Source organism: Streptomyces sp. NPDC051664, assembly GCF_044453545.1.
In the GTDB taxonomy this organism is placed as follows: Bacteria; Actinomycetota; Actinomycetes; order Streptomycetales; family Streptomycetaceae; genus Streptomyces.
The window spans coordinates 187,284-212,383 of sequence record NZ_JBITCU010000012.1 but is presented as its reverse complement, the minus strand read 5'-3'; the positions used below and the strand labels follow the sequence as shown (position 1 = coordinate 212,383).

At 72.1% G+C, this 25,100-nt stretch carries 21 protein-coding genes, 3 pseudogenes and 1 riboswitch; of the genes and pseudogenes, 13 read left to right on the top strand and 11 right to left on the bottom strand.

Features of this window, described 5'->3' with window-relative positions; translation table 11 throughout:
* The first annotated feature begins 41 nt into the window (after window positions 1–41).
* Window positions 42–1,841 (top strand): glycoside hydrolase family 15 protein, encoded by a 1,800-nt coding sequence (locus ACIA8E_RS23480; protein WP_399301268.1) that lies wholly within the window; start codon window positions 42–44, stop codon window positions 1,839–1,841.
* A gap of 5 nt (window positions 1,842–1,846) precedes the next feature.
* Window positions 1,847–2,602, top strand: coding sequence for an SDR family oxidoreductase (locus tag ACIA8E_RS23475; protein ID WP_399301267.1), 756 nt, complete (start codon window positions 1,847–1,849; stop codon window positions 2,600–2,602).
* Between the two features lie 117 nt (window positions 2,603–2,719).
* Here ACIA8E_RS23475 and amaP read toward each other — a convergent pair whose 3' ends face one another.
* From amaP to ACIA8E_RS23450, 5 genes are read right to left on the bottom strand one after another with little or no spacing between them, the layout of a single operon-like run.
* Entirely contained in the window at window positions 2,720–3,298 is a 579-nt protein-coding gene (gene amaP / locus ACIA8E_RS23470; protein ID WP_399301266.1) for an alkaline shock response membrane anchor protein AmaP, read from the bottom strand.
* A 5-nt stretch (window positions 3,299–3,303) separates the two neighbouring features.
* Window positions 3,304–3,987 (bottom strand): DUF6286 domain-containing protein, encoded by a 684-nt coding sequence (locus ACIA8E_RS23465; RefSeq protein WP_399301265.1) that lies wholly within the window; start codon window positions 3,985–3,987, stop codon window positions 3,304–3,306.
* Complete coding sequence (locus tag ACIA8E_RS23460) at window positions 3,984–4,337, bottom strand: hypothetical protein (protein WP_399301264.1); 354 nt, start codon at window positions 4,335–4,337, stop codon at window positions 3,984–3,986. Before ACIA8E_RS23460 ends, ACIA8E_RS23465 begins: the two co-directional genes overlap by 4 nt.
* A 5-nt stretch (window positions 4,338–4,342) precedes the next feature.
* Window positions 4,343–4,534 (bottom strand): hypothetical protein, encoded by a 192-nt coding sequence (locus ACIA8E_RS23455; RefSeq protein WP_030920082.1) that lies wholly within the window; start codon window positions 4,532–4,534, stop codon window positions 4,343–4,345.
* 32 nt (window positions 4,535–4,566) lie between these two features.
* The gene (locus tag ACIA8E_RS23450) at window positions 4,567–5,055 is read right to left on the bottom strand and encodes an Asp23/Gls24 family envelope stress response protein (protein WP_399301263.1); all 489 of its coding nucleotides are present in this window, start codon (window positions 5,053–5,055) and stop codon (window positions 4,567–4,569) included.
* 93 nt (window positions 5,056–5,148) lie between these two features.
* On the opposite strand from ACIA8E_RS23450, the gene ACIA8E_RS23445 reads away from it, so the two are divergent.
* The gene (locus ACIA8E_RS23445) at window positions 5,149–5,850 is read left to right on the top strand and encodes a hypothetical protein (protein ID WP_399301262.1); all 702 of its coding nucleotides are present in this window, start codon (window positions 5,149–5,151) and stop codon (window positions 5,848–5,850) included.
* A 42-nt stretch (window positions 5,851–5,892) separates the two neighbouring features.
* Here ACIA8E_RS23445 and ACIA8E_RS23440 read toward each other — a convergent pair whose 3' ends face one another.
* The 3 genes from ACIA8E_RS23440 to ACIA8E_RS23430 form a co-directional block, all read right to left on the bottom strand.
* Window positions 5,893–6,684, bottom strand: coding sequence for an enoyl-CoA hydratase/isomerase family protein (locus tag ACIA8E_RS23440; protein WP_399301261.1), 792 nt, complete (start codon window positions 6,682–6,684; stop codon window positions 5,893–5,895).
* 158 nt (window positions 6,685–6,842) lie between these two features.
* Complete coding sequence (locus tag ACIA8E_RS23435) at window positions 6,843–7,064, bottom strand: helix-turn-helix domain-containing protein (RefSeq protein ID WP_007263382.1); 222 nt, start codon at window positions 7,062–7,064, stop codon at window positions 6,843–6,845.
* Window positions 7,065–7,384: 320 nt separating this feature from the next.
* The gene (locus tag ACIA8E_RS23430; RefSeq protein WP_399301260.1) at window positions 7,385–8,983 is read right to left on the bottom strand and encodes an ABC-F family ATP-binding cassette domain-containing protein; all 1,599 of its coding nucleotides are present in this window, start codon (window positions 8,981–8,983) and stop codon (window positions 7,385–7,387) included.
* 285 nt (window positions 8,984–9,268) lie between these two features.
* Between ACIA8E_RS23430 and ACIA8E_RS23425 the strand changes: the two genes are divergently transcribed.
* A complete protein-coding gene (locus ACIA8E_RS23425; RefSeq protein ID WP_399301259.1) occupies window positions 9,269–10,159 on the top strand; it encodes a neutral zinc metallopeptidase in 891 nt (296 codons plus the stop codon).
* 500 nt (window positions 10,160–10,659) lie between these two features.
* Window positions 10,660–10,769: pseudogene (locus ACIA8E_RS23420) on the top strand (extradiol dioxygenase); the annotation flags it as partial.
* 31 nt (window positions 10,770–10,800) lie between these two features.
* On the opposite strand, the gene ACIA8E_RS23415 reads toward ACIA8E_RS23420, so the two are convergent.
* The 3 genes from ACIA8E_RS23415 to ACIA8E_RS23405 all read right to left on the bottom strand — a co-directional run bounded on the left by ACIA8E_RS23415 (window position 10,801) and on the right by ACIA8E_RS23405 (window position 14,225).
* A complete protein-coding gene (locus tag ACIA8E_RS23415) occupies window positions 10,801–12,111 on the bottom strand; it encodes a hypothetical protein (RefSeq protein ID WP_399301314.1) in 1,311 nt (436 codons plus the stop codon).
* A 182-nt stretch (window positions 12,112–12,293) separates the two neighbouring features.
* Entirely contained in the window at window positions 12,294–13,421 is a 1,128-nt protein-coding gene (locus ACIA8E_RS23410; RefSeq protein WP_399301258.1) for an alpha/beta hydrolase, read from the bottom strand.
* An 81-nt stretch (window positions 13,422–13,502) separates the two neighbouring features.
* Window positions 13,503–14,225, bottom strand: coding sequence for a class II aldolase/adducin family protein (locus ACIA8E_RS23405; RefSeq protein WP_399301257.1), 723 nt, complete (start codon window positions 14,223–14,225; stop codon window positions 13,503–13,505).
* Between the two features lie 292 nt (window positions 14,226–14,517).
* Here ACIA8E_RS23405 and ACIA8E_RS23400 point away from each other — a divergent pair, with 292 nt between their 5' ends.
* The 8 genes and pseudogenes from ACIA8E_RS23400 to cobC all read left to right on the top strand — a co-directional run bounded on the left by ACIA8E_RS23400 (window position 14,518) and on the right by cobC (window position 25,041).
* Window positions 14,518–15,798, top strand: coding sequence for an anion permease (locus tag ACIA8E_RS23400; RefSeq protein WP_399301256.1), 1,281 nt, complete (start codon window positions 14,518–14,520; stop codon window positions 15,796–15,798).
* 12 nt (window positions 15,799–15,810) lie between these two features.
* Window positions 15,811–16,044, top strand: coding sequence for a hypothetical protein (locus ACIA8E_RS23395; protein WP_267005848.1), 234 nt, complete (start codon window positions 15,811–15,813; stop codon window positions 16,042–16,044).
* Between the two features lie 163 nt (window positions 16,045–16,207).
* Window positions 16,208–16,339, top strand: a riboswitch (cobalamin riboswitch).
* A 150-nt stretch (window positions 16,340–16,489) separates the two neighbouring features.
* Window positions 16,490–17,470: a cobalamin biosynthesis protein gene (locus ACIA8E_RS23390; protein WP_399301255.1), complete on the top strand. Its 981-nt coding sequence runs from the start codon at window positions 16,490–16,492 to the stop codon at window positions 17,468–17,470.
* A pseudogene (locus ACIA8E_RS23385) lies at window positions 17,467–19,166 on the top strand (cobyric acid synthase). Before ACIA8E_RS23390 ends, ACIA8E_RS23385 begins: the two are co-directional and overlap by 4 nt.
* Window positions 19,163–21,187, top strand: a complete 2,025-nt coding sequence (locus ACIA8E_RS23380; RefSeq protein WP_399301254.1) for a putative cobaltochelatase — start codon at window positions 19,163–19,165, stop codon at window positions 21,185–21,187. Before ACIA8E_RS23385 ends, ACIA8E_RS23380 begins: the two are co-directional and overlap by 4 nt.
* Window positions 21,187–21,795, top strand: a complete 609-nt coding sequence (gene cobO / locus ACIA8E_RS23375; protein ID WP_030920034.1) for a cob(I)yrinic acid a,c-diamide adenosyltransferase — start codon at window positions 21,187–21,189, stop codon at window positions 21,793–21,795. Before ACIA8E_RS23380 ends, cobO begins: the two co-directional genes overlap by 1 nt.
* The gene (locus ACIA8E_RS23370) at window positions 21,789–23,273 is read left to right on the top strand and encodes a cobyrinate a,c-diamide synthase (RefSeq protein ID WP_399301253.1); all 1,485 of its coding nucleotides are present in this window, start codon (window positions 21,789–21,791) and stop codon (window positions 23,271–23,273) included. The genes cobO and ACIA8E_RS23370 overlap by 7 nt, the downstream gene beginning before the upstream one ends.
* A 189-nt stretch (window positions 23,274–23,462) precedes the next feature.
* A pseudogene (cobC, locus tag ACIA8E_RS23365) lies at window positions 23,463–25,041 on the top strand (Rv2231c family pyridoxal phosphate-dependent protein CobC).
* Window positions 25,042–25,100: the final 59 nt, after the last annotated feature.

Below are 25,100 nucleotides of genomic sequence, written 5' to 3'. Positions count from 1 at the left end.
CGGCTGCTTAGCGAGGCCCCGGTTCGGGAACACGGCAGAACGTGACCCCACGCATCGAGGACTACGCCCTCATCGGCGATCTGCAGACAGCCGCCCTGGTCGGCAGGAACGGTTCTGTGGACTGGCTCTGTCTACCCCGCTTCGACTCGGGCGCCTGCTTCGCCGCCCTGCTCGGCGACGACGACAACGGCCACTGGCGCATCGCCCCGAAGGGCGCGGACACCTGCACCCGGCGCGGCTACGTGGGTGACTCCCTCGTCCTGGAGACGTTCTGGGAGACCCGCACCGGCACCGTCAAGGTCATCGACTTCATGCCGCAGCGCGACCAGGAACCCGATGTCATGCGGATCGTCGAGGGGGTCAGCGGCACCGTCGACATGACATCGGTGATCCGGCTGCGCTTCGACTTCGGCTCCATCGTGCCGTGGATGCGCCGCTCACAGGGTCACCGGGTGGCGGTTGCCGGACCCGACTCGGTCTGGCTGCGCAGCGAGCCACCGGTCAAGACGTGGGGCCAGGAGTTCTCCACCTGCTCGTCGTTCACCGTCTCCGCGGGCGAGCAGGTGGCGTTCGTACTGACCTGGCACCCCTCGCACTCGCCGCGCCCCGATCTCGTCGATCCGCACGAGGCGCTGAAGAACACCCTTTCCGACTGGGCCGAGTGGTCGGCCCGCTGCAAGTACCGGGGCCCGTACCGGGAATCCGTGATCCGCTCGCTGATCACCCTCAAGGCGCTCACCTTCGCCCCGACCGGCGGCATCGTGGCAGCCCCCACCACATCGCTGCCGGAGGAGATCGGCGGCGTACGGAACTGGGACTACCGCTTCTGCTGGCTGCGGGACTCCACCCTGGCGCTCAACGCGCTGCTCTCGGCCGGCTATGTGGAGGAGGCAGCCGCCTGGCGGGACTGGCTGTTGCGCGCCGTCGCCGGGGACCCCGCCGACCTGCAGATCATGTACGGCCTGTCGGGCGAACGGCGGCTGCCCGAGGCGGAGCTGCCATGGCTGGCCGGATACGAGAACTCCAGCCCGGTCCGGATCGGCAACGCGGCGGTCCGACAACGGCAGCTCGATGTGTACGGAGAGGTCATCGACTCGCTCCGGCTCGCGCGCGAGGCGGGCCTGGCCGATCAACCGCACGCCTGGAGCCTGCAGCTCAGCCTGCTCGGGTTCCTGGAGTCCACCTGGCGCGAGCCGGACGAGGGGCTCTGGGAGATCCGCGGCCAGCGCCGCCACTTCGTGCACTCGAAGGTGATGGCCTGGGTCGCCGCCGACCGCGCGGTGCACACCCTGGAGGCGAACCCGTCGCTGGCCGGGGACGCCGAACGGTGGCGGGTGATGCGGGACGCCGTGCACCGGGAGGTGTGCGAGAAGGGGTACGACCCGGTACGGAACACGTTCACGCAGTCGTACGGCTCCCGGGACCTGGACGCCGCGACGCTGCTGATCGCCCGGACCGGATTCCTGCCGCCGGACGATCCACGACTCGTCGGCACGGTCGACGCGGTCCGGGACGAGCTGGGCAGCGACGGTCTGGTCCGCCGCTACAGCACGGACGGTGTCTCGATCGACGGGCTGCCGGGCGGCGAAGGGGCGTTCCTGGCGTGCTCGTTCTGGCTGGCGGACGCGCTGCGCCTGACCGGGCGCGCAGAGGAGGCCACCGAACTCTTCGAGCGGCTCCTCGAGCTCCGCAACGATGTCGGGCTGCTCGCCGAGGAGTACGACACCGTGGCCCGACGGCAGCTGGGCAATTTCCCGCAGGCATTCAGCCATATCGGACTGGTGGGCACCGCGGTCGCACTGACCGGGGAGGACATGCTGGAGGCCGAGACGGCAGGATAGGGGCCATGGATCTTGAATTGAAGGACCGTGTGTACATCGTCACCGGCGCGACCCGGGGGCTGGGCAATGCCACCGCGCGGGAGCTGGTGGCGGACGGCGCGAAGGTGATCATCACCGGCCGTGACGAGAAGCGGGTCGAGGCGGCCGCCGCCGAACTGGGGCCGGACGCCGTCGGTCTCGCCGCCGACAATGCGGAGCCCGCCGCCGCGCAGCGGCTGGTGGACGCCGCCCATGACCGCTTCGGGCGGCTCGACGGCATTCTGATCAGCGTCGGTGGGCCGGCCCCCGGCTTCGTCGCGGACAACACGGACGAGCAGTGGCAGTCGGCATTCGATTCGGTGTTCCTGGGTGCGGTCCGGCTGGCCCGCACAGCGGCCGCGGCGCTCGGCGAGGGCGGGGTGATCGGCTTCGTGCTGTCCGGCTCGGTCCATGAGCCGATCGCCGGTCTGACCATTTCGAACGGTCTGCGACCGGGCCTGGCCGGATTCGCCAAGTCCCTGGCCGACGAGCTCGGCCCGCAGGGCATCCGCGTGGTGGGCGTGCTGCCCGCCCGGATCGACACGGACCGGGTGCGTGAGCTGGACGCGCTGTCCGGCGATGCGGAGGCGTCCCGCGCGGCGGCCGAGGCGCGCATTCCGTTGCGCCGGTACGGCACACCTCAGGAGTTCGGCCGGACGGCGGCGTTCCTGCTGTCGCCCGCGGCGTCGTATCTGACGGGGATCATGGTGCCGGTGGACGGCGGTGTACGGCACGGGTTCTGAGCGAGCGCCGGGGCCATCCGGTGGCCGGTCTCCTGTCCTCGACCTCCCCCATGGCCTCAGGGGCACGGGAGACCCCCTCGACGAGCAGGATTGTGCTGCTGCCGGACGTCCCCGCCGTCAACTCACCCGTTCCGCACGGTGTTTGACGGCCCGCAGCCGCACCTCGGCCGGTAGCTGGGCCAGCCCCGCCGAGTCCCGCGCATGGGCCAGCGCCTCGTCCGTGAGGCGGCCGAGCGCCTCGCCCGGCGCCGCGTGCGGTTCCATCAGCAGGCTGATCCGGGCCTGCGGCGAAGTGCGCCGGCCGACCAGCATCACCTGAGCACGGGCCACCCCGTCCAGCGTCCCCGCCTCCCCGGCGAGCACGCCCTCCAGGGCCCGGCCGCGCAGCAGCGCCCCCTCGCCGTCGCCGCTCTCGACCAGCACCTCGGCGAGGCGGGCGCGGCGGAACTGGGCGAGGAACCACCACAGCGCGAGGACGACCAGCACGGCGAGGACCACGATCACGGTCGGCCACCACCAGCCGTCGGCGCGCCAGCGGTCCCGGTCGGCCTGGGAGAGCAGCACATCGGTCCTGCCGTCCCACGGCCACCAGGACGGCACGGAGAGACCGAGCCCGGCGGCGAGTACCGCGCCGCCGACGCAGATCAGCACCAGGCCGACGAGCCCGAGCAGTACCCGGTTGACGGTACTGAGCACCGCGGTCACCCCTTCTTGGCCGGACGGCGGACATGCACCGACAGGCTCGGCGGCTTCGCCAGGCCCAGTTCGTCGATGCCCGTGGTCAGTACGGTGTCCAAGTCGGCCCGTACGTCGTCGAGTTCACGGAAGTGCGAAACGGCGCGCACCGCGACCTTGGCACGCCCCATCCGGACCCGCACCGACTGCACGCCGGACACCTCCACCGCCCGGTCGCGCAGGACCAGGGCGGCGGCGGTCCGGTCGAGCCCGGCCCGTACACCGGCACGGTCGCGGCGCATCGGCAGCAGATCGCGCAGGCCGGGCGTGGCGGCGAGGACGATCAGCCACAGGCCGATCGCCATCGCGACCACCGCTCCGGCCAGCACCCACACGTTGTTCAGCGGGCGCTGCGCCAGTTCGTCGGCGAGCGAGCGGCGCCACCGCATCGCCGGATGGTCGGCCCGTACCGCCGCCACGTCGTACAGCAGCAGGCCGGCACCGCCGAGGACCACCAGCGCGACGAGACCGGCAGGGATGCGGCGCGCGGACCAGAAGCGGCCGGCACTGCCGCCGCCCTCCTTCGTCGGCGCCGGGTCGTACGAGGCGGCGGAGGCCGACTGGTCCAGGGCCACTGCTCCACCGTGTTCCACAGGTTCGACGGTGGGCAGGCGCCTCGTGCTGTTCCCCGGGTCCTGGGGTTCGGTCATCGGATCCTCCCCTGTGCCGCGGCGCTCGCTCCCGCGGGGTGCAGACGCTCGACCTGTACGGCCACTTCGGGCACTTCCATCCCCGCCAACGCCCTTACCCGTTCGATGACCCGCCGACGCACGGCACCGCACTGGCTGCCGATGTCGGTCGGATATCCGAGCTCCAGACTGACCCGTACCCGTGCGGTGTCACGGTGCACCGTGACGGTGGCACGCGGGGACGCACCCTCCTTCGGCGGCTCGTCGATCGCCTCCTTCGCCGCCTGCGCGGCGATCTTCGCGACCACCCGGTCGGCGATCCTGGTCTCCCCGCGTTCCGCGGCGGGGATCCGGCCGAGTACCCCCGACAACGCCGTCACCGCCGTCGGTCGCCGCGCTCGCGACTCCGGAAGAAGTCGCCGGGTTCCAGATCGCCGTCGAGGAAACGACCGGCGATGAAGCCGACCGCCCCCAACGCCGCGACCAGCAAAAAGGCCCCGAATCCGCCGAAGTATCCGGCAAACCCGAGTGCCATGCCGGCCACCAGGCCGACCACAGCCATGCTCATCGTGCGCTCCTCAACTGCCTCGGGTGGGAGGCCTACTGGAGACGTGGCTCGGACTGGTCCTCGTCCTCCTCGTCGGGCAACTTCACATCACTGACCGCGATATTGACCTCGACGACCTCGAGGCCAGTCATCCGTTCGACCGCCGCAATGACGTTCTCCCGCACATCACGGGCGACATCGGAGATCGAGACGCCGTAGTCGACGACGATCTCCAGGTCGAGGGCGGTCTGCGACTCTCCGACCTCCGCCTTGACGCCGCGGGTCACGGACTTGCCGCCGCCGGGGACCCGGTCGCGCACCGCGCCGAAGGTACGGGAGAGGCCGCTTCCCATCGCATGGACACCGATCACGTCGCGCGCCGCCATGCCGGCGATCTTCTCGACCACACCGTCGGCGATGGTGGTACGGCCACGGGTGGCGGGATCTCCCCCGCCGCGCTTGGTCAGCGGGCTCCTTCTGCTGTCGTCCCCCGTCGCCTGGTCGGGGTTCTCGGGCCGGTTCCGCTGTGGGGTGTCGGTCATCGCCACACTTCCCTTCAGGGCAGGGTCGGACTTCGTTGCCCACATTAAGTGCGCTTTCCCCATCTCGCGCCGCGGATGCGGCAGGCTGGGGCAATGACGACGGCTGACAGCCCGCACAGGGCCGACGGATGGACAGCTGCGGTACGGCAGAGGCTCGGCCTGGGCCGATTGCTCCCTCTGGGCGGTCCGGCGGACGGCGCGTGGATCTCGGAGCGAGCCGCCGTCGCGGTGCTGCGCCTGACGGCGGACACGCCCCGCACCGGCCCGGTGCTCGGTGAGGTACGGATCGCGCTGGCGGATCCCGGCTCCGCCCCGGACCCGGCGCTGCCGGCCCCGCCCAGTGCGCTGCCCCCCGGGCCGCTGCGGATCGAGGCGACGATGTCGGCAACGGCCGACCGGCCGCTGCCCACCGCCGCTGCCGCACTGCGCTCGGCGCTGCTGACAGCCGCCGCACAGCGGCTGGGCCTGGTGGTCGGCGAGGTGGACCTGCGGGTGACGGAGCTGCTGGACACCGTCCCCGGACGGTCGGCACCGGAGCCGTCCGCGGTGCGTGGAACGGAGCCGGAGGGCGTGGCGGGGACCGCGGCCGCCGGGGTCCCCGGCGTCGCGACACTGACCCGGGTGCTGGGCAGCGCGGTGCATACGGCCCCGGACCATGTGCGGGTCGAGCTGGCGACATCCGGGGGCCACCGGGCACTCGACGTGGCGCTGGCGGTGCGCACGGCGGTCTCCGACGCCGTGGACGGGCACCCGCCGGTCACCGTGCTGGTCACCGCGGTGGTGGAGGAGGACTGAGAAGGCGGCCGGGCGGCTCCTCGCCCGGCCGGTGCCGTGCTCTCAGTCGGTGACGCCCGCCAGGTCACGCAGCCGGCGGCCCTGCGCCGCGCGTTCGGCGGTGCGCTGGTCCTCGTACGTACGCGAGACGGCACCGCTCAGCAGTGCCTTGGTCTCGATGACGGCGTCGCGGGGGGCCGCCAGAAGTGCTGCGGACAGGTCGCGGGCCGCCTCGTCGAGCTGGTCGGCGGTGACGACGAGGTTGGCGAGGCCGGTGCGCTCGGCCTCCTCCGCATGCACGAAACGGCCGGTGGCGCAGATCTCGAGCGCCCGGGCATACCCCACCAGGTTCACCAGAGGGTGCGTGCCGGTGAGGTCCGGGACCAGGCCCAGGCTGGTCTCGCGCATGGCGAACTGCACGTCCTCGGCGACGATCCGCAGATCGCAGGCGAGAGCGAGCTGGAAGCCGGCCCCGATGGCATGTCCCTGCACGGCCGCGATCGACACGATGTCGTTGCGGCGCCACCAGGTGAACGCCTCCTGGTACTCGGCGATGGTCGCGTCGAGCCCGGACTCCGATCCGCGCGCCAGCTCCAGGAACGACGGCTCACCGTCGAACCCCTCAGGGGTGAACGCCTGCCGGTCGAGGCCGGCGGAGAAGGATTTCCCCTCGCCGCGCAGCACGACGACCCGCACGCTGCCGGGCAGTGCCCTTCCGGCCGCCGCCAACGCCCGCCACAGAGCGGGGGACTGAGCGTTGCGCTTGGCCGGGTTGGTGAGGGTCACCATGGCAACCGCGTCATCGACGGTGAGTCGTACGCCGTCCTGGTCGAGCACAGAGTCGAGCGAGGTCATGGGGCGCCTCCGGGATCGGGTGCAGTCAGCAGGTGGAGCTAAGTGACTGAACAGTAACCACCCGGTCGATCACGCGATCTACCGGGTGGCCACCGCCGAAACCGGTGAGCCCTAGGAACGCGTCCGTCCAGCGACGTGTCCCGATCCGCCGACGGCCGTCAGGCCGCGGCGGCCTTCTTGCCTCGTGTTGCTCCGCCACGCCCTCGCAGCGTGACTCCGGACTCGCTGAGCATCCGGTGGACGAATCCGTAGGAGCGGCCGGTCTCTTCGGCCAACGCCCGGATGCTCGCACCGGAGTCGTACTTCTTCTTCAGGTCTGCCGCGAGCTTGTCACGCGCGGCGCCGGTAACCCGGCTGCCCTTCTTCAGAGTCTCGGCCACCCGTGCCTCCTCATGCGAAGTGCGCTCTGGACTCTCATGATCACCCCTCGCGGGCTTCCTGGCCACCCATTCGGCAAGGTCCGTACAACCGGTTTGGCGCCCCGGGAATACGCCATCACAACCGGAATCCTGCATTCCGTAGGGCGATGGGCGCGAGTGGCCGCGGGTCCGGGATGAACGGCCAGGTCAGGGCCGTACGGGGATCTTCGGCCCCACATGGGTGCGCCCGGCAGATATCTGCCGGGCGCACCGCCGAGGTATGAGAGGTCCTCACACAGATGATGGATCACGTCTGGGCCGAATGATCCAGTCGAAGTGGATCAGGCCAGCGCGACCAGGTCCCGGTAGTCCGCGCCCCACAGGTCCTCCACGCCGTCCGGCAGCAGGATGATCCGCTCGGGCTGGAGCGCCTCGACCGCACCCTCGTCGTGCGTGACGAGAACGACCGCGCCCTTGTACGTGCGCAGCGCGCCGAGGATCTCCTCGCGGCTGGCCGGGTCGAGGTTGTTCGTCGGCTCGTCGAGGAGCAGCACGTTCGCGGAGGAGACCACCAGGGTCGCCAGCGCGAGACGGGTCTTCTCACCGCCGGAGAGCACCCCGGCCGGCTTGTCTACGTCGTCGCCGGAGAAGAGGAACGAACCCAGCGTCTTGCGGACCTCGACGAGGTCGAGGTCCGGGGCGGCGGAGCGCATGTTCTCCAGGACGGAGCGCTCCGGGTCCAGGGTCTCGTGCTCCTGCGCGTAGTAACCGAGCTTGAGCCCGTGGCCCTCGATGACCTCGCCGGTGTCCGGCTTCTCGGCGCCGCCGAGGAGCCGGAGCAGGGTGGTCTTGCCCGCACCGTTGAGGCCGAGGATGACGACGCGGGAGCCCTTGTCGATGGCGAGATCCACGTCGGTGAAGATTTCGAGCGAGCCGTAGGACTTGGACAGCCCCTCCGCCATCAGCGGGGTCTTGCCGCACGGTGAGGGCTCAGGGAAGCGCAGCTTGGCGACCTTGTCGGAGACCCGGACGGCCTCCAGGCCGGAGAGCAGCCGCTCGGCGCGCTTGGCCATGTTCTGCGCGGCGACGGTCTTGGTGGCCTTGGCGCGCATCTTGTCGGCCTGCGAGTTGAGGGCCGCGGCCTTCTTCTCGGCGTTCTGGCGCTCGCGCTTGCGGCGCTTCTCGTCGGCCTCGCGCTGCTGCTGGTAGAGCTTCCAGCCCATGTTGTAGACGTCGATCTGCGAGCGGTTGGCGTCGAGGTAGAAGACCTTGTTGACGACCGTCTCGACGAGGTCGACATCGTGGGAGATCACGACGAAGCCGCCGCGGTAGCTCTTCAGGTAGTCGCGGAGCCAGACGATCGAGTCGGCGTCGAGGTGGTTGGTCGGCTCGTCGAGGAGCAGGGTGTCGGCGTCCGAGAACAGAATGCGTGCCAGCTCGACGCGGCGGCGCTGACCGCCGGAGAGCGTGTGGAGCGGCTGTCCGAGCACCCGGTCGGGCAGGCTGAGCGCGGCGGCGATGGTGGCGGCCTCGGCCTCGGCGGCGTAACCGCCCTTGGTGAGGAACTCCGTCTCCAGCCGCTCGTACTTCTTCATGGCCTTTTCACGGGTGGCGCCCTTGCCGTTCGCCATCCGCTCCTCGTTCTCACGCATCTTGCGGAGGATCTCGTCGAGACCGCGGGCGGAGAGGATGCGGTCGCGGGCGAGGACTTCGAGGTCGCCGGTGCGCGGGTCCTGCGGGAGGTAGCCGACCTCGCCGGAGCGGGTGATGGCGCCGCCGGCCGGCACGCCTTCGCCTGCGAGGCACTTGGTGAGGGTGGTCTTGCCCGCCCCGTTGCGGCCGACGAGACCGATGCGGTCGCCCTTGGCGATACGGAAGGAGGCGGACTCGATGAGGATGCGGGCGCCGGCGCGCAGCTCGATGCCGGAAGCGGTGATCACGGGTAAAACTCCAGGGCGGTATGGACGGCGGGCGGGACGACGGGCGGAGTTATCTCGACGCCGTCTAGTGCACAAGGAGAATTGCCATAGGGGTCAGTCTACTGGCGGTGTGCAACTGCTTTTCCGCGTGCTGGCGCCGCCGCCCCCACCGGGACCGCCGGGCGCTCGCCCAGTGCCGCCGGCCCACTGCACCCTGTTACCAAAAAGGGGCAGGTGCGGATGAACTGTCCGATACTCGGCGCAGGGCGGTGAGGCAGCCGCGGCCGGAGCGGAGAGTGGTGTCCCATGCAGTTCGACGACGACGCCGATCTGGACACGTCCGAGGTCCGGGATGTGCGCGGCAGTCGGATCCCGGGCGGCAGGGCGACTGTGGGCGGCGGCATCATCGGTGTCATCGCGCTGATCCTGGGGCTGTTCTTCGGTGTCGGCCCCGACCAGCTGGGCCTCTCGTCGGGCGACTCGGGCACCACGGCGACCGCGTCCTCGGCGGCGCAGGTCCAGCAGAGCTGCCGGACCGGCCAGGACGCGAACACCCGGGACGACTGCCGGACCGTCGCGGTGGTCAACAGCGTGCAGGACTTCTGGCGACGGGAGTTCGCCCGGCGGGGCTCGCGGTACACGGACGCGAAGACGGTTCTGTTCACCGACCGGATCGGCACCGCCTGTGGTGCCGCGACCTCGGCGGTCGGGCCGTTCTACTGTCCGGGCGACCGGCAGGTCTATCTGGACCTCGGGTTCTTCGACGATCTGCGGACGAAGTTCGGATCGAGCGGCGGCCCGTTCGCCGAGGCGTACGTGGTCGCGCACGAGTACGGCCACCATGTGCAGGACCTGATGGGGACGCTGAGCCGGTCGCAGGACGGCCGGACGGGCTCGAACAGCAACGCGGTGAAGGTGGAGCTGCAGGCCGACTGCTACGCCGGGGTCTGGGCGCACCACGCGACGACCACGCCCGACGAGTTGACCGGTCGGCCGCTGATCACCTCGCTGACGCCGGCGGACATCCGGGACGGGCTCGACGCGGCCGCGGCGGTGGGCGACGACCGGATCCAGGAGAGGTTCCAGGGCCGGGTCACCCCCGAGTCCTGGACGCACGGCTCGGCCGCGCAGCGCCAGCAGTGGTTCACCACCGGCTTCCGCAGCGGCGACATGGCCGACTGCAACACCTTCCGCTGAGCCCGTCCGGGCCGTTGTCAGTGGCCGGTGGAAGACTGAGACGCAGATCACAGTGGTGAGCGCAAGAAGGGAGGTGTCGCCATGACGGGCACACCGGCCGGGATTCCTACTCCACAGCCCGCGCCTGGTGGGCATCGAAGGGCCCACAACTGCTGAAAGATCACATCGTTTTGGCGAACGTCAGCACGAATGGGTGAACGGTGTGACGATCTGCGGGTATGCCTGCCGGGGTGTGCGTAACGTACTCGGTGCCATCTGGGACGCCGGGTGTGGCGTCAGCAGTCGGGGCCCCCGTGTCACCAGCGAGATGGTTCGGGGCCTCCCCGTCGCCTCTGGCCACACCCATATGGCCAGGTCGTAGGGATTCCGCCCACCTGACACGGAGCGCATACGGGATATGCGTCGCCGACCGGGACGCGAAAGCGGAGGACCAGTGAGCCCAAGACCGTTCGGGGCGCGCCGGTGAGTCAGGACTCACTCCTGCTCACTGCCCAGGAACGGTGGAGATCCTGATGCCGCCCACGGACCAGGGCTACGGGACTACATGGCGCGGGACCCGGAGGGCAATGTGTGGAGCTTCGGGACGTACGCCCCGGGGTCCGCGGACTGACCGCGTCCGCGTCCCTGGGCACCCCCAATGCCTACGCGCCGCCGGTGTGCACCTGGAACGCCGCCCGGCGGACGGCTTTGGCCAGGGCCGGATCCGGGTGGGCGGCGGCCAGCGCCACCAGCACCTGGACCGTGCGCGGGTGGCCGACGGCCCGTACCTCTTCGAGCAGGGCGGGGACGGTGCCCTGGACGGCCGAGTCGAGATGGCGGACCAGCAGCGCGGTCTCACCGTGGTCGGCGACGGCCGCCGCGGTGTCGACCCAGAGCCAGGTGGATTCCTCGCGGCTGAGGACCTCCTGGGCGTCCTCGGGGTCGGCTCCGTCGTACTCGGCCAGCCAGATCAGTGCGTACGGGCGCAGCGACGTATCGGTGACGACGGAGCGCACCACGGGCTCGGCGGGGGCGCCGACGACCCGGAGCGCTTCGAAGGCGAGTCCGCGCAGCAGTGCGTCCTCGCCGCGGGCGACGGCGAGCAGTTCGGCGACGGCGCTGCCGACGGGGCGGGCGGCGAGCCAGGCACGGTATTCGGTGCGGGCCGGCCCCGGGGTGAGCCGGGCGCAGCCGAGCAGCATGTCGGCGGCGGACTGCTCGATGTTCCCGGCCGGGCTCTGGGCGGCGACACAGATCTGTTCCAGCTTGACCCAGACCGCCCAGTTGCCGAGCGGGGTGAGGGTGGCGTGGCCGACGCCGAGCGTCAGCGCGCCGACGGCTGCCAGCCCTTCCAGGGCCCAGTCGAGGAGGCGCGCCACCAGGGCGGCGGGGTGTGCGGTGGGCGCGGGTTCGGCCGGTTCGGGCGGCACCTGCGGCCCGTACGGCACCTCGCAGCGCTCCTCATGGAGTTCCGCGACGCGCTGGCCGAGAAGATCGAGGAGGGCGGGCACGGTGACCGGACCCGCCGAGAGCTGGAGGAGGGAGAGCACCTGGGGCACGGCCTCGACGGCCTCGGCGACCGCGGTGGCCTCGATGTCCTCGGGCGCCGGGTGGACGAGCGACCAGGCGTCGAAGAGCGCCACCCAGCCGCGGAGCACGGCGGAGTCGTCGCGGTCCCAGGCGCGCAGCCGCCAGCCCGGGCGTGCGGTCTCGCCGTGCAGCTCCACGAGGCCGGCCAGGCGGGCCCGGTCCCAGCCGGAGCGCACCTGTGCCGGGGACAATTCCATTGCGGCCGCGGCCCGTTCGAGAGCATGGGCGGTGAGCAGGGCCGTGCCGGGGCTCGCGCCGTCGGCGGCCCAGCGGGCGATCCGCACGGCGTCGGCCAGCGCGGCCCTGGCCTGGCGGGCCAGTTCCGCACGGGGCGGGGTGCCCTCGGGCGGGCGGGGGGCCGACCTGGTGCGCCGGGTGGTCACGGCCTTGCGGGCGGTGGCAAGGGGTCGCGGGCGGACAAGTCGCAGCCTGGAGTCGCGCGGGGTACGGGACGTCACGGGAGCAGTCTTGCCTCTGACGGCCCGAAAGCCCAAACGGAACCCGAATTCGCGAGGGAAGGGGCGGTGGACCGGGCCGGACCAACCGGTTGATCCATCGCATCAGGTCACATCAGGGGCGTGAGGAAGCGCCGCATGGCCTCTTCGTAGCGGGCCGGGCCGGCATTCCACATTGCCGCATGCGGAGCCTGCGGTACGGGGTGCAGGGCGACCAGGTCGGGGCGGCGCGCGGCAAGATCCCGGGACGGCTGCCAGGGCGCCAGGGTGTCGTCGGGGCCGTGGAAGATCAGCGTCGGGACGTGCAGGGCCTGCGGGAGGGAGGTGTCGAGGAGCCTGGCTCCGTGCAGTCCGGTCTGGCCCTGGGCGGCGCGGACGGCGAGCGGCAACAGTGCGGACGGGACACCGCGGGCGGTGGCCAGGGCGCGCAGGGTGGTGGCCCAGTCGAGCACCGGGGAGTCCAGGACGAGGCCGCAGACCCGGTCGCGGAGCGCGGAGTTGACGGCCGCGTGCAGGGCCATCGAGGCGCCCGTGGACCAGCCGTGCAGGACGACCTTCTCGGCGCCGTACCGCACGGCGAAGCGGATCGCCGCGTCCAGGTCTCGCCATTCGGACTCGCCGAGGTGGGCGAGGCCGTCCGGGGAACGTGGGGCTCCGGGGTCGCCGCGGTAGGCCGGGTCGAGCACCGGGAGCCTCAGCCCGTGCAGGAATTCCATGACATTCATGGGGTGTTCGCGGGTGGTGCCGAGGCCGTGCACGGTGATGACCCAGGTGTCCCGGGGGCCGGGCAGGAACCAGGCGGGCAGGGAGCCGAGTTCGCCGGGGATCTCGACGTCCTGGTGGTCGAGGCCGAGGGCGGTGCCCGGGTCGCCGCTGTACAGCGCGGGGGTGATCCGGACCTGGGTGCCGGGTTCCAGGCTGCCGCTGTTGACGCGTTCCAGTCGGCGCACGACGGCGTCGGCGGCGTGCGGCGCCTGGTCGATCACCGGGCCGACGACGGCGTGGACGCCGTCGCCCATCAGTCCGTACGTACCGGGCCGGAGCGCGGCGAAGGAGCGGGTGAGCGTGACCTGTCCGGCCGCCGTGGCGTGCACGGTGAGCCTTCGGTCGGCGGGGAGAGGACGGCCGGACGGCACCCCGAGGGCGGCGTCGCTGGCGTACCGGCCGGCCGCGACCACTGCCGCGCCGACGCCGAGGACGGTGATGACGGCCGCTGCCGTCGCTGTAGCCGGGCGCACCGCTTCAGTGTCGGGGGGTGTGCCGCACCCTGCCAGTGGGCGGGGGCCGTCCGGTGGCGGGGCGCGGCGCACCCCTCCCGGTCAGCCGGGCTGCCCGTATCCCTTCAGGGCCTCCTGCACCTCGTCCAGCTGGGCCGGGGTGAGCAGGGACGGGGAGTGGCCGGGGACGGAGCCGGCGGTGAGCCAGAGCCTGCACATCCATTCGAGCTGGGCGGTGCGGTCATAGGCCTCGTCGAGGGTGGATCCGTAGGTGACGGTCCCATGGTTCCGGAGCAGACAGCCGGTGCGGTCGCGCAGGGCGCCCAGCATGTTGTCGGCCAGCTCCTGCGTTCCGTACCGCGCGTAGGCCGCGGTGCGGACGGGGCCGCCGAGCATGGCGGCGGCGTAGTGCACGAGCGGAACCTCGAGGACGAGAGTGGAGACGGCCGTGGCGTGTACGGCGTGGGTGTGCACGACGGCGGCCGCGTCGCTGTTGCGGTAGACCGCCAGATGGAGCGGGAGTTCACTGGTCGGGGCCAGTTCGCCGAGGACCTGCCGGCCCTCCAGGTCGACGGCGACGGTGTCGCCGGGGCCGAGCCGGTCGTAGGGCACACCGCTCGGTGTGACCAGGACGAGGTCGCCGACCCGCGCCGACACATTCCCCGAGGTCCCGACGACCAGGCCCTCCGCCGCGGTCCTTCGGGCGGTGGCGACGACGCCGTGCCAGGCCTGCTCGACGGCATCCTGTGCGTCATGTGCGGCGTGTGCATCCTGTGTGTCCTGCGCGGCTGTTGCGCCGCTTCCGTCCTCATCCCGATCGCTCATGGGGCAATCCTGTCAGCGGGGCGGGCGCGGCAGCAGACCGTCGGGTGACCGACATCTCTTTGTGGGATTTTCCGGCGGATTCACCCTCGGAATCGGCGGTCCACGGGACGGGGCGGCGCGGCGAATTCCGTCCACCGCACGCCCTGCGGTGGCCTCAGGCTGTCGCGTGGCGGACGAAACGATCCACACCACTCCGTTTTGAGTCACCGCAGAGCCCCGTCCAGTTCATCTTCCGTTCACTCAGGTTGCCTACGGTCCACGAGCCAATGACGTCGAACGATTGCCTGGGTAAATGGAACACATCACGCTGCTCCTCGCGATTGTGATCGTGACAGCTCTAGTGTTCGATTTCACGAACGGTTTCCATGACACCGCCAACGCGATGGCTACCACCATCTCGACCGGCGCTCTCAAACCCAAGACAGCGGTGGCCATGTCCGCCGCTCTCAACCTGGTCGGCGCGTTCCTGTCGGTCGAGGTCGCCAAAACGATCTCCGGCGGGATCATCAACGAGAACGGGCTGCGGACAGAAGTCATCTTCGCGGCCCTCGTCGGCGCCATTCTGTGGAATCTGCTGACCTGGCTGGTCGGCCTGCCGTCCAGTTCCTCCCACGCCCTCTTCGGCGGTCTCATCGGCGCCGCGGTGATGTCGGCGGGCTGGTCCTCGGTCGACGGCGGCACCGTCGTCACCAAGGTGCTGCTCCCCGCGGTCGCCGCCCCGGTCGTCGCCGGTCTCGCCGCACTGCTGGCGACCAGGCTGACGTACCGGATCGGCGGCAAGGTCCGTAACGACGCCCAGGGGAAGGCCACCGCGAAGGGCTACCGCGCCGGCCAGATCGCCTCGGCCGGACTGGTCTCGCTCGCCCACGGCACCAACGACGCGCAGAAGACCATGGGCATCATCACCCTGGCCCTGGTCACCGGCGGCGTTCTCTCCCCCGGCTCCAACCCGCCGGTCTGGGTCATCGTCTCCGCGGGTATGGCCATCGCGCTCGGCACCTACCTCGGCGGCTGGCGCATCATCCGCACCATGGGCAGTGGCCTCACCGAACTCAAGCCGCCGCAGGGCTTCGCCGCCCAGACCAGCGCGGCCACGGTCATCCTGGCCTCCTCGCACCTCGGCTTCTCCCTCTCCACCACCCAGTCGTGCTCCGGCGCCGTGATGGGTGCGGGGCTGGGCCGCCGGGGCGGTGTGGTCCGCTGGTCCACCGCGACCCGGATGTTCATCGCCTGGGGTCTGACCCTGCCGGCCGCCGGTCTGGTCGGTGCGGGCGCGGAATTCCTCACCAAGCAGGGCACCTGGGGTGTCGCCGTCGTCGCCATGCTGCTGATCGGCGGGTCCGCCGCCATCTGGCTGCTGTCCCGCCGCAAGCCGGTCGGTCACGGCGATGTCGCTCCCGCCGCCGAACCGGCGGGTGTCATCACCACCGCCATGGCGGCCGTCACCCCGCCGCCCACCGGGGCCGCGGCTCCGGCCACCACGGCGGACGCGACCGCAGCCACGGACCTCAAGACCACCATCCCGGCCCCGGCCGGAACCGTCGCCGATCCGGCGCGGCCCGCCACGGTGTAAGGACAGATCACCATGAACATCGACTGGGCAGCTCTCGGCTCCGTCTTCGGCGTCTCCCTCGTCGTCACCGTGGCGCTGGTGGGCCTCTTCACCCTGGGCATCGTCGGCCTCTCCAAGCAGCCGGAACCGGCGGCGCAGGGCGGCTCGACCTCAGGCTCCCTGGCACTCGCCCGCACCGGCGCGTACCTCTGCTTCGGGCTCTGCGCGGCCGCGGTCGCGTACGGGATCTATCTGATCGTCGCCTGAGCACCTGACCGCACTCCGTCATCGGGGTCCCGTCGGGCCGGACACACCTCGCGTGTGTCCGGCCCGATGTGCGTCTGCGCACACTGCGCCGCCGCAGGTCAAGGCCAGGTTGACGGGCATTCGCGGAGCGTGGTGGACTGCCGGAGCCATTTACGGCGACAGCAGAGGAAGCCGGTGCGAATCCGGCGCGGTCCCGCCACTGTCACCGGGGAGCAGTCCCCCACACCGGAAGTCACGGCTCGCGCAGGCGGGCTGGAAGGCCGGGGGAACTGCGGATCCGGGAGCCAGGAGACTCTCGCCGCCGGTCACGTCGAACCAGGGCGCGGACCCTGAGTGAGGACATATCGCCATGCCCGGCTGCCGTGCGTCGTCGTCCGTTTCTGTGCCGCTCCCGCCGGGAGCCGGCTGTACGAAGGTCCTTCGAGGCGCAACGGCCGGCTGAGCGGTGCGAGCCGACCGCATCTTCGCGTACGGCGCCACGGCCGGTCTGATCGGCGATCAGCTGCTCGGTGATCCCCGCCGACGGCATCCGGTCGCCGCGTTCGGACGGGCCGCCGCGGCCGTCGAGCGCCGCCTGTGGCGCGACCACCGCGGGTGGGGCGCACTGCACACCCTGGTCTGCGCCGGAGGAGCCGCGGCTGGAGCCGCGCTGGCCGCCCGTGCCCTGCGCCGTCATCCCGCCGCCTCCGTCGCCCTCACCGCGGCCGCCACCTGGTCGGTCGTCGGCGGCACATCGCTGGGGCGGGAGGCCCGCGCCATCGGCGGCGCGCTGGCCGCCGATGACATCGCACTGGCCCGTGAGCGGCTCCCCCATCTGTGCGGCCGCGACCCGCACTCCCTCGACGGGCCGCAGATCGCCCGCGCCGTGGTGGAGTCCGTAGCCGAGAACACCTCCGACGCGGTGGTCGGCGCGCTGGTGTGGGGCGCACTGGGCGGCGTGCCCGGACTCGTCGCTTTCCGGGCCGTCAACACCCTCGACGCCATGGTCGGGCACAAATCACCCCGCCATCTGCGCTACGGCTGGGCCTCGGCCCGGCTGGACGACGTCGTGGGCTGGCCCGGTGCCCGGCTCACGGCCGCGCTCGCCGTGGTTGCCGGGGGCCATCCACGTCGGGCGGTACGCGCCTGGCTGGCCGACGCCGGCAAGCACCCGAGCCCCAACGCGGGTCCGGTGGAGGCCTCGTTCGCGGGCGCGCTCGGTGTACGGCTCGGCGGGACCCTCGCGTACGGCGGCCGTGTCGAGCACCGGCCGGTGCTGAACGGCGCGGCCGGCCGTGCGGTGGAGACCGAGGACATCGAGCGCGCGGTGCGGCTGTCGCGCCGGGTGGGGGTGCTGGCCCTCGGCGTGTGCGCGGCGGGCCGGCTGATCGCGGGACGGCGGTCGTCCACGGGGCGGCGCCGGGCCGCGGGACGGAGCGGAGAATGAGCGGCGGACTGCTGGTCGCCGGAACCACGTCGGACGCGGGCAAGAGCGTCGTGACAGCAGGCATCTGCCGCTGGCTGGTGCGCCAGGGGGTGAAGGTCGCGCCGTTCAAGGCGCAGAACATGTCGCTGAACTCGTTCGTCACCCGCGAGGGCGCGGAGATCGGACGTGCACAGGCGATGCAGGCCCAGGCAGCCCGGGTGGAGCCGACCGCGCTGATGAACCCGGTACTGCTCAAGCCCGGCAGCGACCGCTCCAGCCAGGTCGTCCTGATGGGCAGGCCGGTGGGCGAGATGAGTGCACGCGGCTACCACGGAGGGCGGCAGGAGTCGCTGCTCTCCACGGTCGTGGACTGTCTGGAGCAGCTTCGGGGCACGTATGACGCGGTGATCTGCGAGGGGGCGGGCAGCCCGGCCGAGATCAATCTGCGCCGCACCGACATCGTGAACATGGGGATCGCGCGGGCCGCGCGATTCCCGGTGGTCGTCGTCGGCGACATCGACCGCGGCGGTGTCTTCGCCTCCTTCTTCGGTACGACGGCGCTGCTCAGCGCCGAGGACCAGGCGCTGATCGCGGGCTATCTGGTCAACAAGTTCCGCGGCGACGTGTCGCTGCTGGAGCCGGGGCTCGACATGCTGCACGGGCTGACCGGGCGGCCGACGTACGGGGTGCTGCCGTTCGCCCATGGCCTGGGCATCGACGAGGAGGACGGACTGCGGGTCTCGCTGCGCGGAGCCGTACGCGAGTCGGTCGTCGCGCCGCCGCACGGCGAGGACGTGCTGCGGGTCGCGGTGTGCGCGGTGCCGCTGATGTCGAACTTCACCGATGTGGACGCGCTGGCCGCCGAACCGGGTGTGGTGGTGCGGTTCGTGGACCGGGCGGAGGAGCTGGCCGACGCGGACCTGGTGATCGTGCCCGGCACGCGCGGCACGGTGAAGGCGCTGGCCTGGCTGCGCGAACGGGGGCTGGCCGACGCGCTGCTGCGGCGGGCTGCCCAGGGGCGTCCGGTGCTCGGCATCTGCGGCGGGTTCCAGGTGCTCGGTGAGCGCATCGAGGACGAGGTGGAGTCGCGGGCCGGGCAGGTCGACGGGCTCGGGCTGCTTCCGGTACGGATCCGGTTCGACCGGGAGAAGACCCTGGCCCGGCCGGTCGGTTCGGCGCTCGGGGAGCCGGTGGAGGGGTACGAGATCCATCACGGGGTCGCCGATGTGCGGGGCGGCGAGCCGTTCCTGGACGGGTGCCGGGTGGGGGCGGTGTGGGGGACGCACTGGCACGGCTCGCTGGAGAGCGATGGCTTCCGGCGGCGGTTCCTGGTGGAGGTCGCGGAGGCTGCCGGGCGGCGGTTCGTGCCGGCGCCGGACACGAATTTCGGGGCGCTGCGGGAGGAGCAGTTGGACCGGCTGGGGGATTTGATCGAGGAGCATGCGGATACGGGGGCGCTGATGCGGCTGATCGAGGCGGGGGTGCCGGAGGGACTGCCGTTCGTGGGCCCCGGTGCCCCGGAGGTACCGGCGGCCCGTGGGGTGCGAGGCGCTGGGGTGGCTGGGGGGTTGGCGTGAAGGGAACGCCTGCGGCGGGCTTTCCTCCCCGCCCCGCCCCTTCCCGTAACCGGGGCTCCGCCCCGGGCCCCGGTCCTCAAGCGCCGGACGGGCTGGAATGCGGTCCATGGATGGATGACGTCGTCAAGGAGACCTTGTGAGTACCCCGTACCCCTTCACCGCCATCGTCGGGCAGGACGATCTGCGGCTCGGATTGTTGCTGAACGCCGTTTCGCCCGCTGTCGGTGGTGTGCTCGTGCGTGGGGAGAAGGGGACCGCCAAGTCCACCGCCGTGCGGGCGCTTGCCGCGCTCATGCCCGAGGTCGACGTCGTCTCCGGGTGCCGGTTCTCGTGCGACCCGGTGTCGCCCGATCCCGCGTGTCCCGATGGGCCTCACGAGGCCGGGGCCGGCGTGTCGCGGGCGGCTCGGACCGTGGAGCTGCCGGTGGGCGCCTCCGAGGACCGGCTCGTCGGGGCGCTCGACATCGAGCGGGCGCTCGCCGAGGGGGTCAAGGCGTTCGAGCCGGGGCTCCTCGCCGACGCACACCGCGGAATCCTGTACGTCGACGAGGTCAACCTGCTCCACGACCACCTGGTGGACCTGCTGCTGGATGCGGCGGCCATGGGCGCCTCCTACGTGGAGCGCGAAGGCGTCTCCGTGCGGCATGCCGCGCGGTTCCTGCTCGTCGGGACGATGAACCCCGAAGAGGGCGAGCTGCGGCCGCAGTTGCTCGACCGGTTCGGGCTGACCGTCGAGGTCGCGGCGTCGCGCGAGACCGACCAGCGGGTCGAGGTGGTGCGGCGGCGGCTCGCGTACGACGACGATCCGGCCGGGTTCGCCGCCCGGTGGGCCGATGAGGAAGGTGCGTTGCGGGAGCGGATCGTTGCCGCGCGGGCGCTGCTTCCTCAGGTGGCGCTCGGGGACCGTGCGCTGCGGCAGATCGCCGCCACCTGTGCGGCCTTCGAGGTCGACGGGATGCGCGCCGACATCGTGATGGCCCGTACCGCGTCCGCACTGGCCGCGTGGGCGGGCCGTACCGACGTGCTCGCCGAGGACGTCCGCCAGGCAGCGCTCCTCGCGCTCCCGCACCGCCGCCGCCGCAACCCGTTCGACGCGCCCGGTCTCGACGAGGACAAGCTCGACGACACGCTGGAGCAGAACAGCGGTGAAGGGGACGGCGGCGGGGACGACCCCGATCCGGACGGGCCGGGTGGGGGTGGGCGGCCGCCGCAGGGGGACGGGCCCGACACGCCGCCGCAGCCCGAGGCGGGGGACGGCGACACGCCCGGACTCCCCTCGCAGGGCCGCCCGGCCGGGGGCGGTGAGCAGCAGCCCGTACGAGCTGCAGAGCCGTTCCGGACGAAGATGCTCAGCGTGCCGGGGATCGGCGAGGGTGCCGCGGGGCGGCGGTCCCGGGCGCGTACCGAGCACGGTCGCACGACCGGTGCGCGGCGGCCCGAGGGGCTGCTGACCAAGCTGCATCTGACGGCGACCGTGCAGGCCGCCGCCCCGCACCAGCATGCGCGCGGACGCACCGGGCGCGGCCTCGTGGTGCGGCGCGACGATCTGCGGCAGGCCACCAGGGAGGGGCGCGAGGGGAACCTGGTGCTCTTCGTCGTGGACGGATCCGGGTCGATGGCCGCCCGGCAGCGCATGGGCGCTGTGAAGGGCGCGGTGCTGTCGCTGCTGCTGGACGCGTACCAGCGGCGGGACAAGGTCGGTCTGATCACCTTCCGGGGCAAGGGCGCCGAAGTGGCGCTGCCGCCGACGTCGTCCGTGGACACGGCCGCCGCACGCCTGGAGACCCTGCCGACCGGTGGACGTACCCCCCTCGCGGCCGGGCTGCTGAAGGCCCATGACGTGCTGCGGGTGGAGCGGCTGCGTGATCCGTCGCGGCGGCCGCTGCTGGTCGTGGTGACGGACGGACGGGCGACCGGTGGCCCCGACCCGGTGGCGCTGGCCGCGCGGGCCGCCCGGCTGCACGAGGCCGAGGGCACGGCGTCCGTCGTCGTGGACTGCGAGTCGGGGGTCGTGCGGCTCGGGCTGGCCGGCCGGTTGGCGCGCGATCTCGGCGGCACCGCCGTCACGCTCGACGAGCTGCGGGCCGACTCGATCGCCGGACTCGTCAGGGACGTTCAGGGAACCCAGGGAACCAACGGATCCAACAGGAGGGCAGCTTGATGCCGCAGGGACAGCCGACCACCGTGCCGGACGACGGGCTGACGACTCGCCAGCGCCGCAACCGTCCGCTGCTCTTCGTCCACACCGGTATCGGCAAGGGCAAGTCGACGGCCGCGTTCGGACTCGCACTGCGCGCCTGGAACCAGGGCTGGCCGATCGGGGTGTTCCAGTTCGTCAAGTCGGCGAAGTGGAAGGTCGGCGAGGAGAACGCTCTGAAGGTGCTCGGCGCGAGCGGTGAGGGCGGCACGGTCGCCTGGCACAAGATGGGTGAGGGCTGGTCGTGGGTGCAGCGCGGCCTGCACGGCGACAACGCGGACAACGAGGAGAAGGCCCGGGAGGGCTGGGAGCAGGTCAAGCGTGACCTGGCTGCCGAGACGTACAAGCTGTATGTCCTCGACGAGTTCGCGTACCCGATGCACTGGGGCTGGATCGACACCGACGAGGTGGTCGAGGTGATGCGCAACCGTCCCGGCACGCAGCATGTGGTGATCACCGGGCGCAATGCCCCGGAGAAGCTCGTCGAGGCCGCCGACCTGGTGACCGACATGTCGAAGGTGAAGCACCCGATGGACGCCGGGCAGAAGGGCCAGAGGGGCATCGAGTGGTGACGATTCCGCGACTGGTGATTGCCGCGCCGGCCTCCGGCAGCGGCAAGACCACCGTGGCGACGGGTCTGATGGCGGCCTTCACCCGGCGCGGTCTCGCCGTGTCGCCGCACAAGGTCGGACCCGACTACATCGACCCCGGCTATCACTCGCTGGCCACCGGGCGGGCGGGGCGCAACCTCGACGCGTACATGTGCGGGCCCGAACTGGTCGCTCCGTTGTTCGCGCACGGGGCGCGTGGGTGCGACCTGGCGATCGTCGAGGGCGTGATGGGGCTGTACGACGGTGCCTCCGGGCAGGGCGAGTTGGCGTCGACCGCCCATGTCGCGAAGTTGCTGCAGGCGCCGGTGGTGCTGGTCGTGGACGCGTCGTCGCAGTCGCGGTCGGTCGCCGCGCTGGTGCACGGCTTCGCCTCGTGGGATCCGGAGGTACGGATCAGCGGGGTGATCCTCAACAAGGTCGGCTCGGACCGGCACGAGATGCTGCTGCGGGATGCGCTGGACGAGTCCGGTGTGCCGGTGATGGGGGTGCTGCGGCGGGCCGAGCAGGTGGCCACGCCCTCGCGGCATCTGGGACTGGTGCCGGTGGCCGAACGGCGCGGCGACGCGGTGGCCGCGGTCGCGGCGATGGGCGCTCAGGTGGGCGACGGGTGTGATCTGGACGCGTTGATGGCGTTGGCGCGGTCGGCACCCCGGTCGCCTGCGGGCTCCGGGGCGTGGGATCCGGTGGAGGCCGTGCGGGGTGCGGTGGGGGGCGGGGATGCCTGCGACACGGCTGTTCCCCTGCCCGGTCCCGCCCGGAACCGGGGCTCCGCCCCGGGCCCCGGTACTCGGACGCCGGACGGGCCGGAGGGTGGTGGCCCGGACGGGTCCGGTCGTGACCGGCCCGTCATTGCCGTCGCCGGGGGGCCCGCGTTCACCTTCTCCTACGCGGAGCACAGCGAACTCCTCGCCGCCGCCGGGGCCGAGGTCGTGACGTTCGATCCGCTGCGGGACGTGGCGCTGCCCGAGGGCACCCGGGGTCTCGTGATCGGCGGCGGGTTCCCGGAGGTGTACGCCCCCGAGCTGTCCGCCAACGAGCCGCTCCGCAAGGCCGTTGCCGATCTCGCGGCCGCCGGCGCACCCGTCGCCGCCGAGTGCGCCGGGCTGCTCTATCTGTCGCGTTCGCTCGACGGACTGCCGATGTGCGGGGTGCTCGACGCCGAGGGCCGGATGTCGAAGCGGCTGACGCTCGGTTACCGGGAGGCCGTCGCGATCACCGACAGTGCGCTGGCCGCGGTCGGCACACGGCTGCGTGGGCACGAGTTCCACCGGACGGTGCTGGAGCCGGGTGCCGGTTCCGCGCCTGCATGGGGCATGCATCTGCCGGAGCGGCGTGTGGAGGGCTTCGTACAACAGGGCGTCCATGCCAGCTATCTGCATACGCACTGGGCTTCGGCGCCAGGCATCGCCCGGCGGTTCGTCGAGCGGGCCGCGGGATGACACCGTCCGTCCGCGATGCCCACGGTGGCGGCGGTCGGTGACGCGATGGGCGCCCCGGCCGCCCGCCGAGCTCTTCAGGAACGCGCCGAGCGCGACGAACACCGCCACGGCCCCCTGCCGGCCGATCGACCCCGCTGCCCGCATCCCCTGACCCGCCCGGTCCCTTGAGTTCGCGAAAGGATTTCTCCCATGACTCTGCTGGTCGTCGGGGTCGGGGCGGGCAGCGGTGTGACGGTCGACGAAGTGCTGGGGCTCGTCCTTTCCGTACTGCGCGAGGCCGGTCTCCCGCCTCGCAGCGTCGTGGAGTTGGCGACCGTCGACGCCAAGGCGGACGAGCCGGGGATCGTCGGCGCTGCGGCGCGGCTGGGCGTACCGGTGCGTGCGTACCGCGCGGACGAGCTGGCCGCGGTCGTCGTGCCGAATCCGTCGGGTGTGTCACTCGCAGCGGTCGGCACGCCGTCGGTCGCGGAGGCGGCGGCGCTCGTCGGCGCGGACGAACTGCTCGTACCGAAGCGGAAGTCGACCCCCCGGGGGCGGACCGGGAAGGTGACGTGTGCGGTGGCCCGGCGGGCGTAGCACGCGCATCCGGATCCGACCGTTGCGTGGAGCCCGGTGGCGGGCACATAGTCGTCCTGCTGTCGCTCCACCCACGGTCATGAACTCGCCCCCCCACACCCCCCTGGAAGTCATGCACACTCCCACTGAGAGTCCCGACGTGAACAGCGCGGGCGGGCACGATCTGCGGCATCACGGTGACGCGGAGGTACGCGGCCGGGATCTGACGGATCTCGCCGTCAACGTACGCACGGATACGCCCCCGGCCTGGCTGAGGGAACGAATATCCGCCTCTCTCTCCACGCTCGCCGTCTACCCGGACGGGGGCCCGGCGCGGGCCGCGGTCGCGCAACGGCACGGGTTGCCGGTGGAGCGGGTGTTGTTGACGGCGGGTGCGGCGGAGGCGTTCGTGCTGATCGCCCGGGCGCTGCCGGCCCGGCGGCCGGTCGTCGTCCATCCGCAGTTCACCGAGCCCGAGGCGGCGCTACGCGCGGCCGGGCACGAGGTGGGGCGGGTGCTGCTGCGCGCCGAGGACGGCTTCCGGCTGGATCCGGCGGCCGTGCCCGATGAGGCGGATCTGGTGGTGGTCGGCAATCCGACCAACCCGACGTCGGTCCTGCATCCGGCGGCCGCACTGGAGAAACTGGCGCGCCGCGGACGGACGTTGGTGGTCGACGAGGCATTCATGGACGCGGTCCCGGGCGAGCGCGAGGCGCTGTGCGGGCGTACGGACATCCCTGGCCTCGTCGTGCTGCGCAGCCTCACCAAGACGTGGGGGCTGGCGGGGCTGCGGATCGGTTACGTACTGGCCGCTCCGGAGACCATCGGCGCACTGCAGGAGGCCCAGCCGCTGTGGCCGGTGTCCTCGCCGGCGCTGGCGGCGGCCGAGGCGTGCATGGAGCCGCGGGCACTGGCCGAGGCGGCCGCCGCGGCGGACCGGGTCGCGGTGGACCGGGCCCATCTGGTCGCGGGTCTCATGGAGTTCGCCGAGGTGCGGGTGGCTGAGCCTGCCGACGGGCCGTTCGTGCTGGTCCGGCTGGAGCGGGGCGCGCAGGTGCGGGAGCGGCTGCGTACGCTCGGGTTCGCGGCGCGGCGCGGCGACACTTTTCCGGGGCTCGGCCCCGAGTGGCTGCGGCTGGCCGTACGCGACCGTGTGACCACCAACCGCTTTCTGCAGGCGCTCGATCAGGCGCTGGTGCTCGTCGGCCGCTGACGGCCAGGGGTCCGGCGGCTGATCTCGCGCACGGGCGGGGGGGGGGGGGGGGGGGGGGG

Bases quoted from the DNA above. Each gene is read 5' to 3' on its own strand.
- ACIA8E_RS23465 (WP_399301265.1), bottom strand. From the start codon at position 3,987: ATGACCGAACCCCAGGACCCGGGGAACAGCACGAGGCGCCTGCCCACC.
- ACIA8E_RS23450 (WP_399301263.1), bottom strand. From the start codon at position 5,055: ATGACCGACACCCCACAGCGGAACCGGCCCGAGAACCCCGACCAGGCG.
- ACIA8E_RS23405 (WP_399301257.1), bottom strand. From the start codon at position 14,225: ATGAGCGATCGGGATGAGGACGGAAGCGGCGCAACAGCCGCGCAGGAC.
- ACIA8E_RS23445 (WP_399301262.1), top strand. From the start codon at position 5,149: ATGACGACGGCTGACAGCCCGCACAGGGCCGACGGATGGACAGCTGCG.
- cobO (WP_030920034.1), top strand. From the start codon at position 21,187: ATGCCGCAGGGACAGCCGACCACCGTGCCGGACGACGGGCTGACGACT.
- ACIA8E_RS23440 (WP_399301261.1), bottom strand. From the start codon at position 6,684: ATGACCTCGCTCGACTCTGTGCTCGACCAGGACGGCGTACGACTCACC.
- ACIA8E_RS23475 (WP_399301267.1), top strand. From the start codon at position 1,847: ATGGATCTTGAATTGAAGGACCGTGTGTACATCGTCACCGGCGCGACC.
- ACIA8E_RS23400 (WP_399301256.1), top strand. From the start codon at position 14,518: ATGGAACACATCACGCTGCTCCTCGCGATTGTGATCGTGACAGCTCTA.
- ACIA8E_RS23425 (WP_399301259.1), top strand. From the start codon at position 9,269: ATGCAGTTCGACGACGACGCCGATCTGGACACGTCCGAGGTCCGGGAT.
- ACIA8E_RS23395 (WP_267005848.1), top strand. From the start codon at position 15,811: ATGAACATCGACTGGGCAGCTCTCGGCTCCGTCTTCGGCGTCTCCCTC.
- ACIA8E_RS23455 (WP_030920082.1), bottom strand. From the start codon at position 4,534: ATGAGCATGGCTGTGGTCGGCCTGGTGGCCGGCATGGCACTCGGGTTT.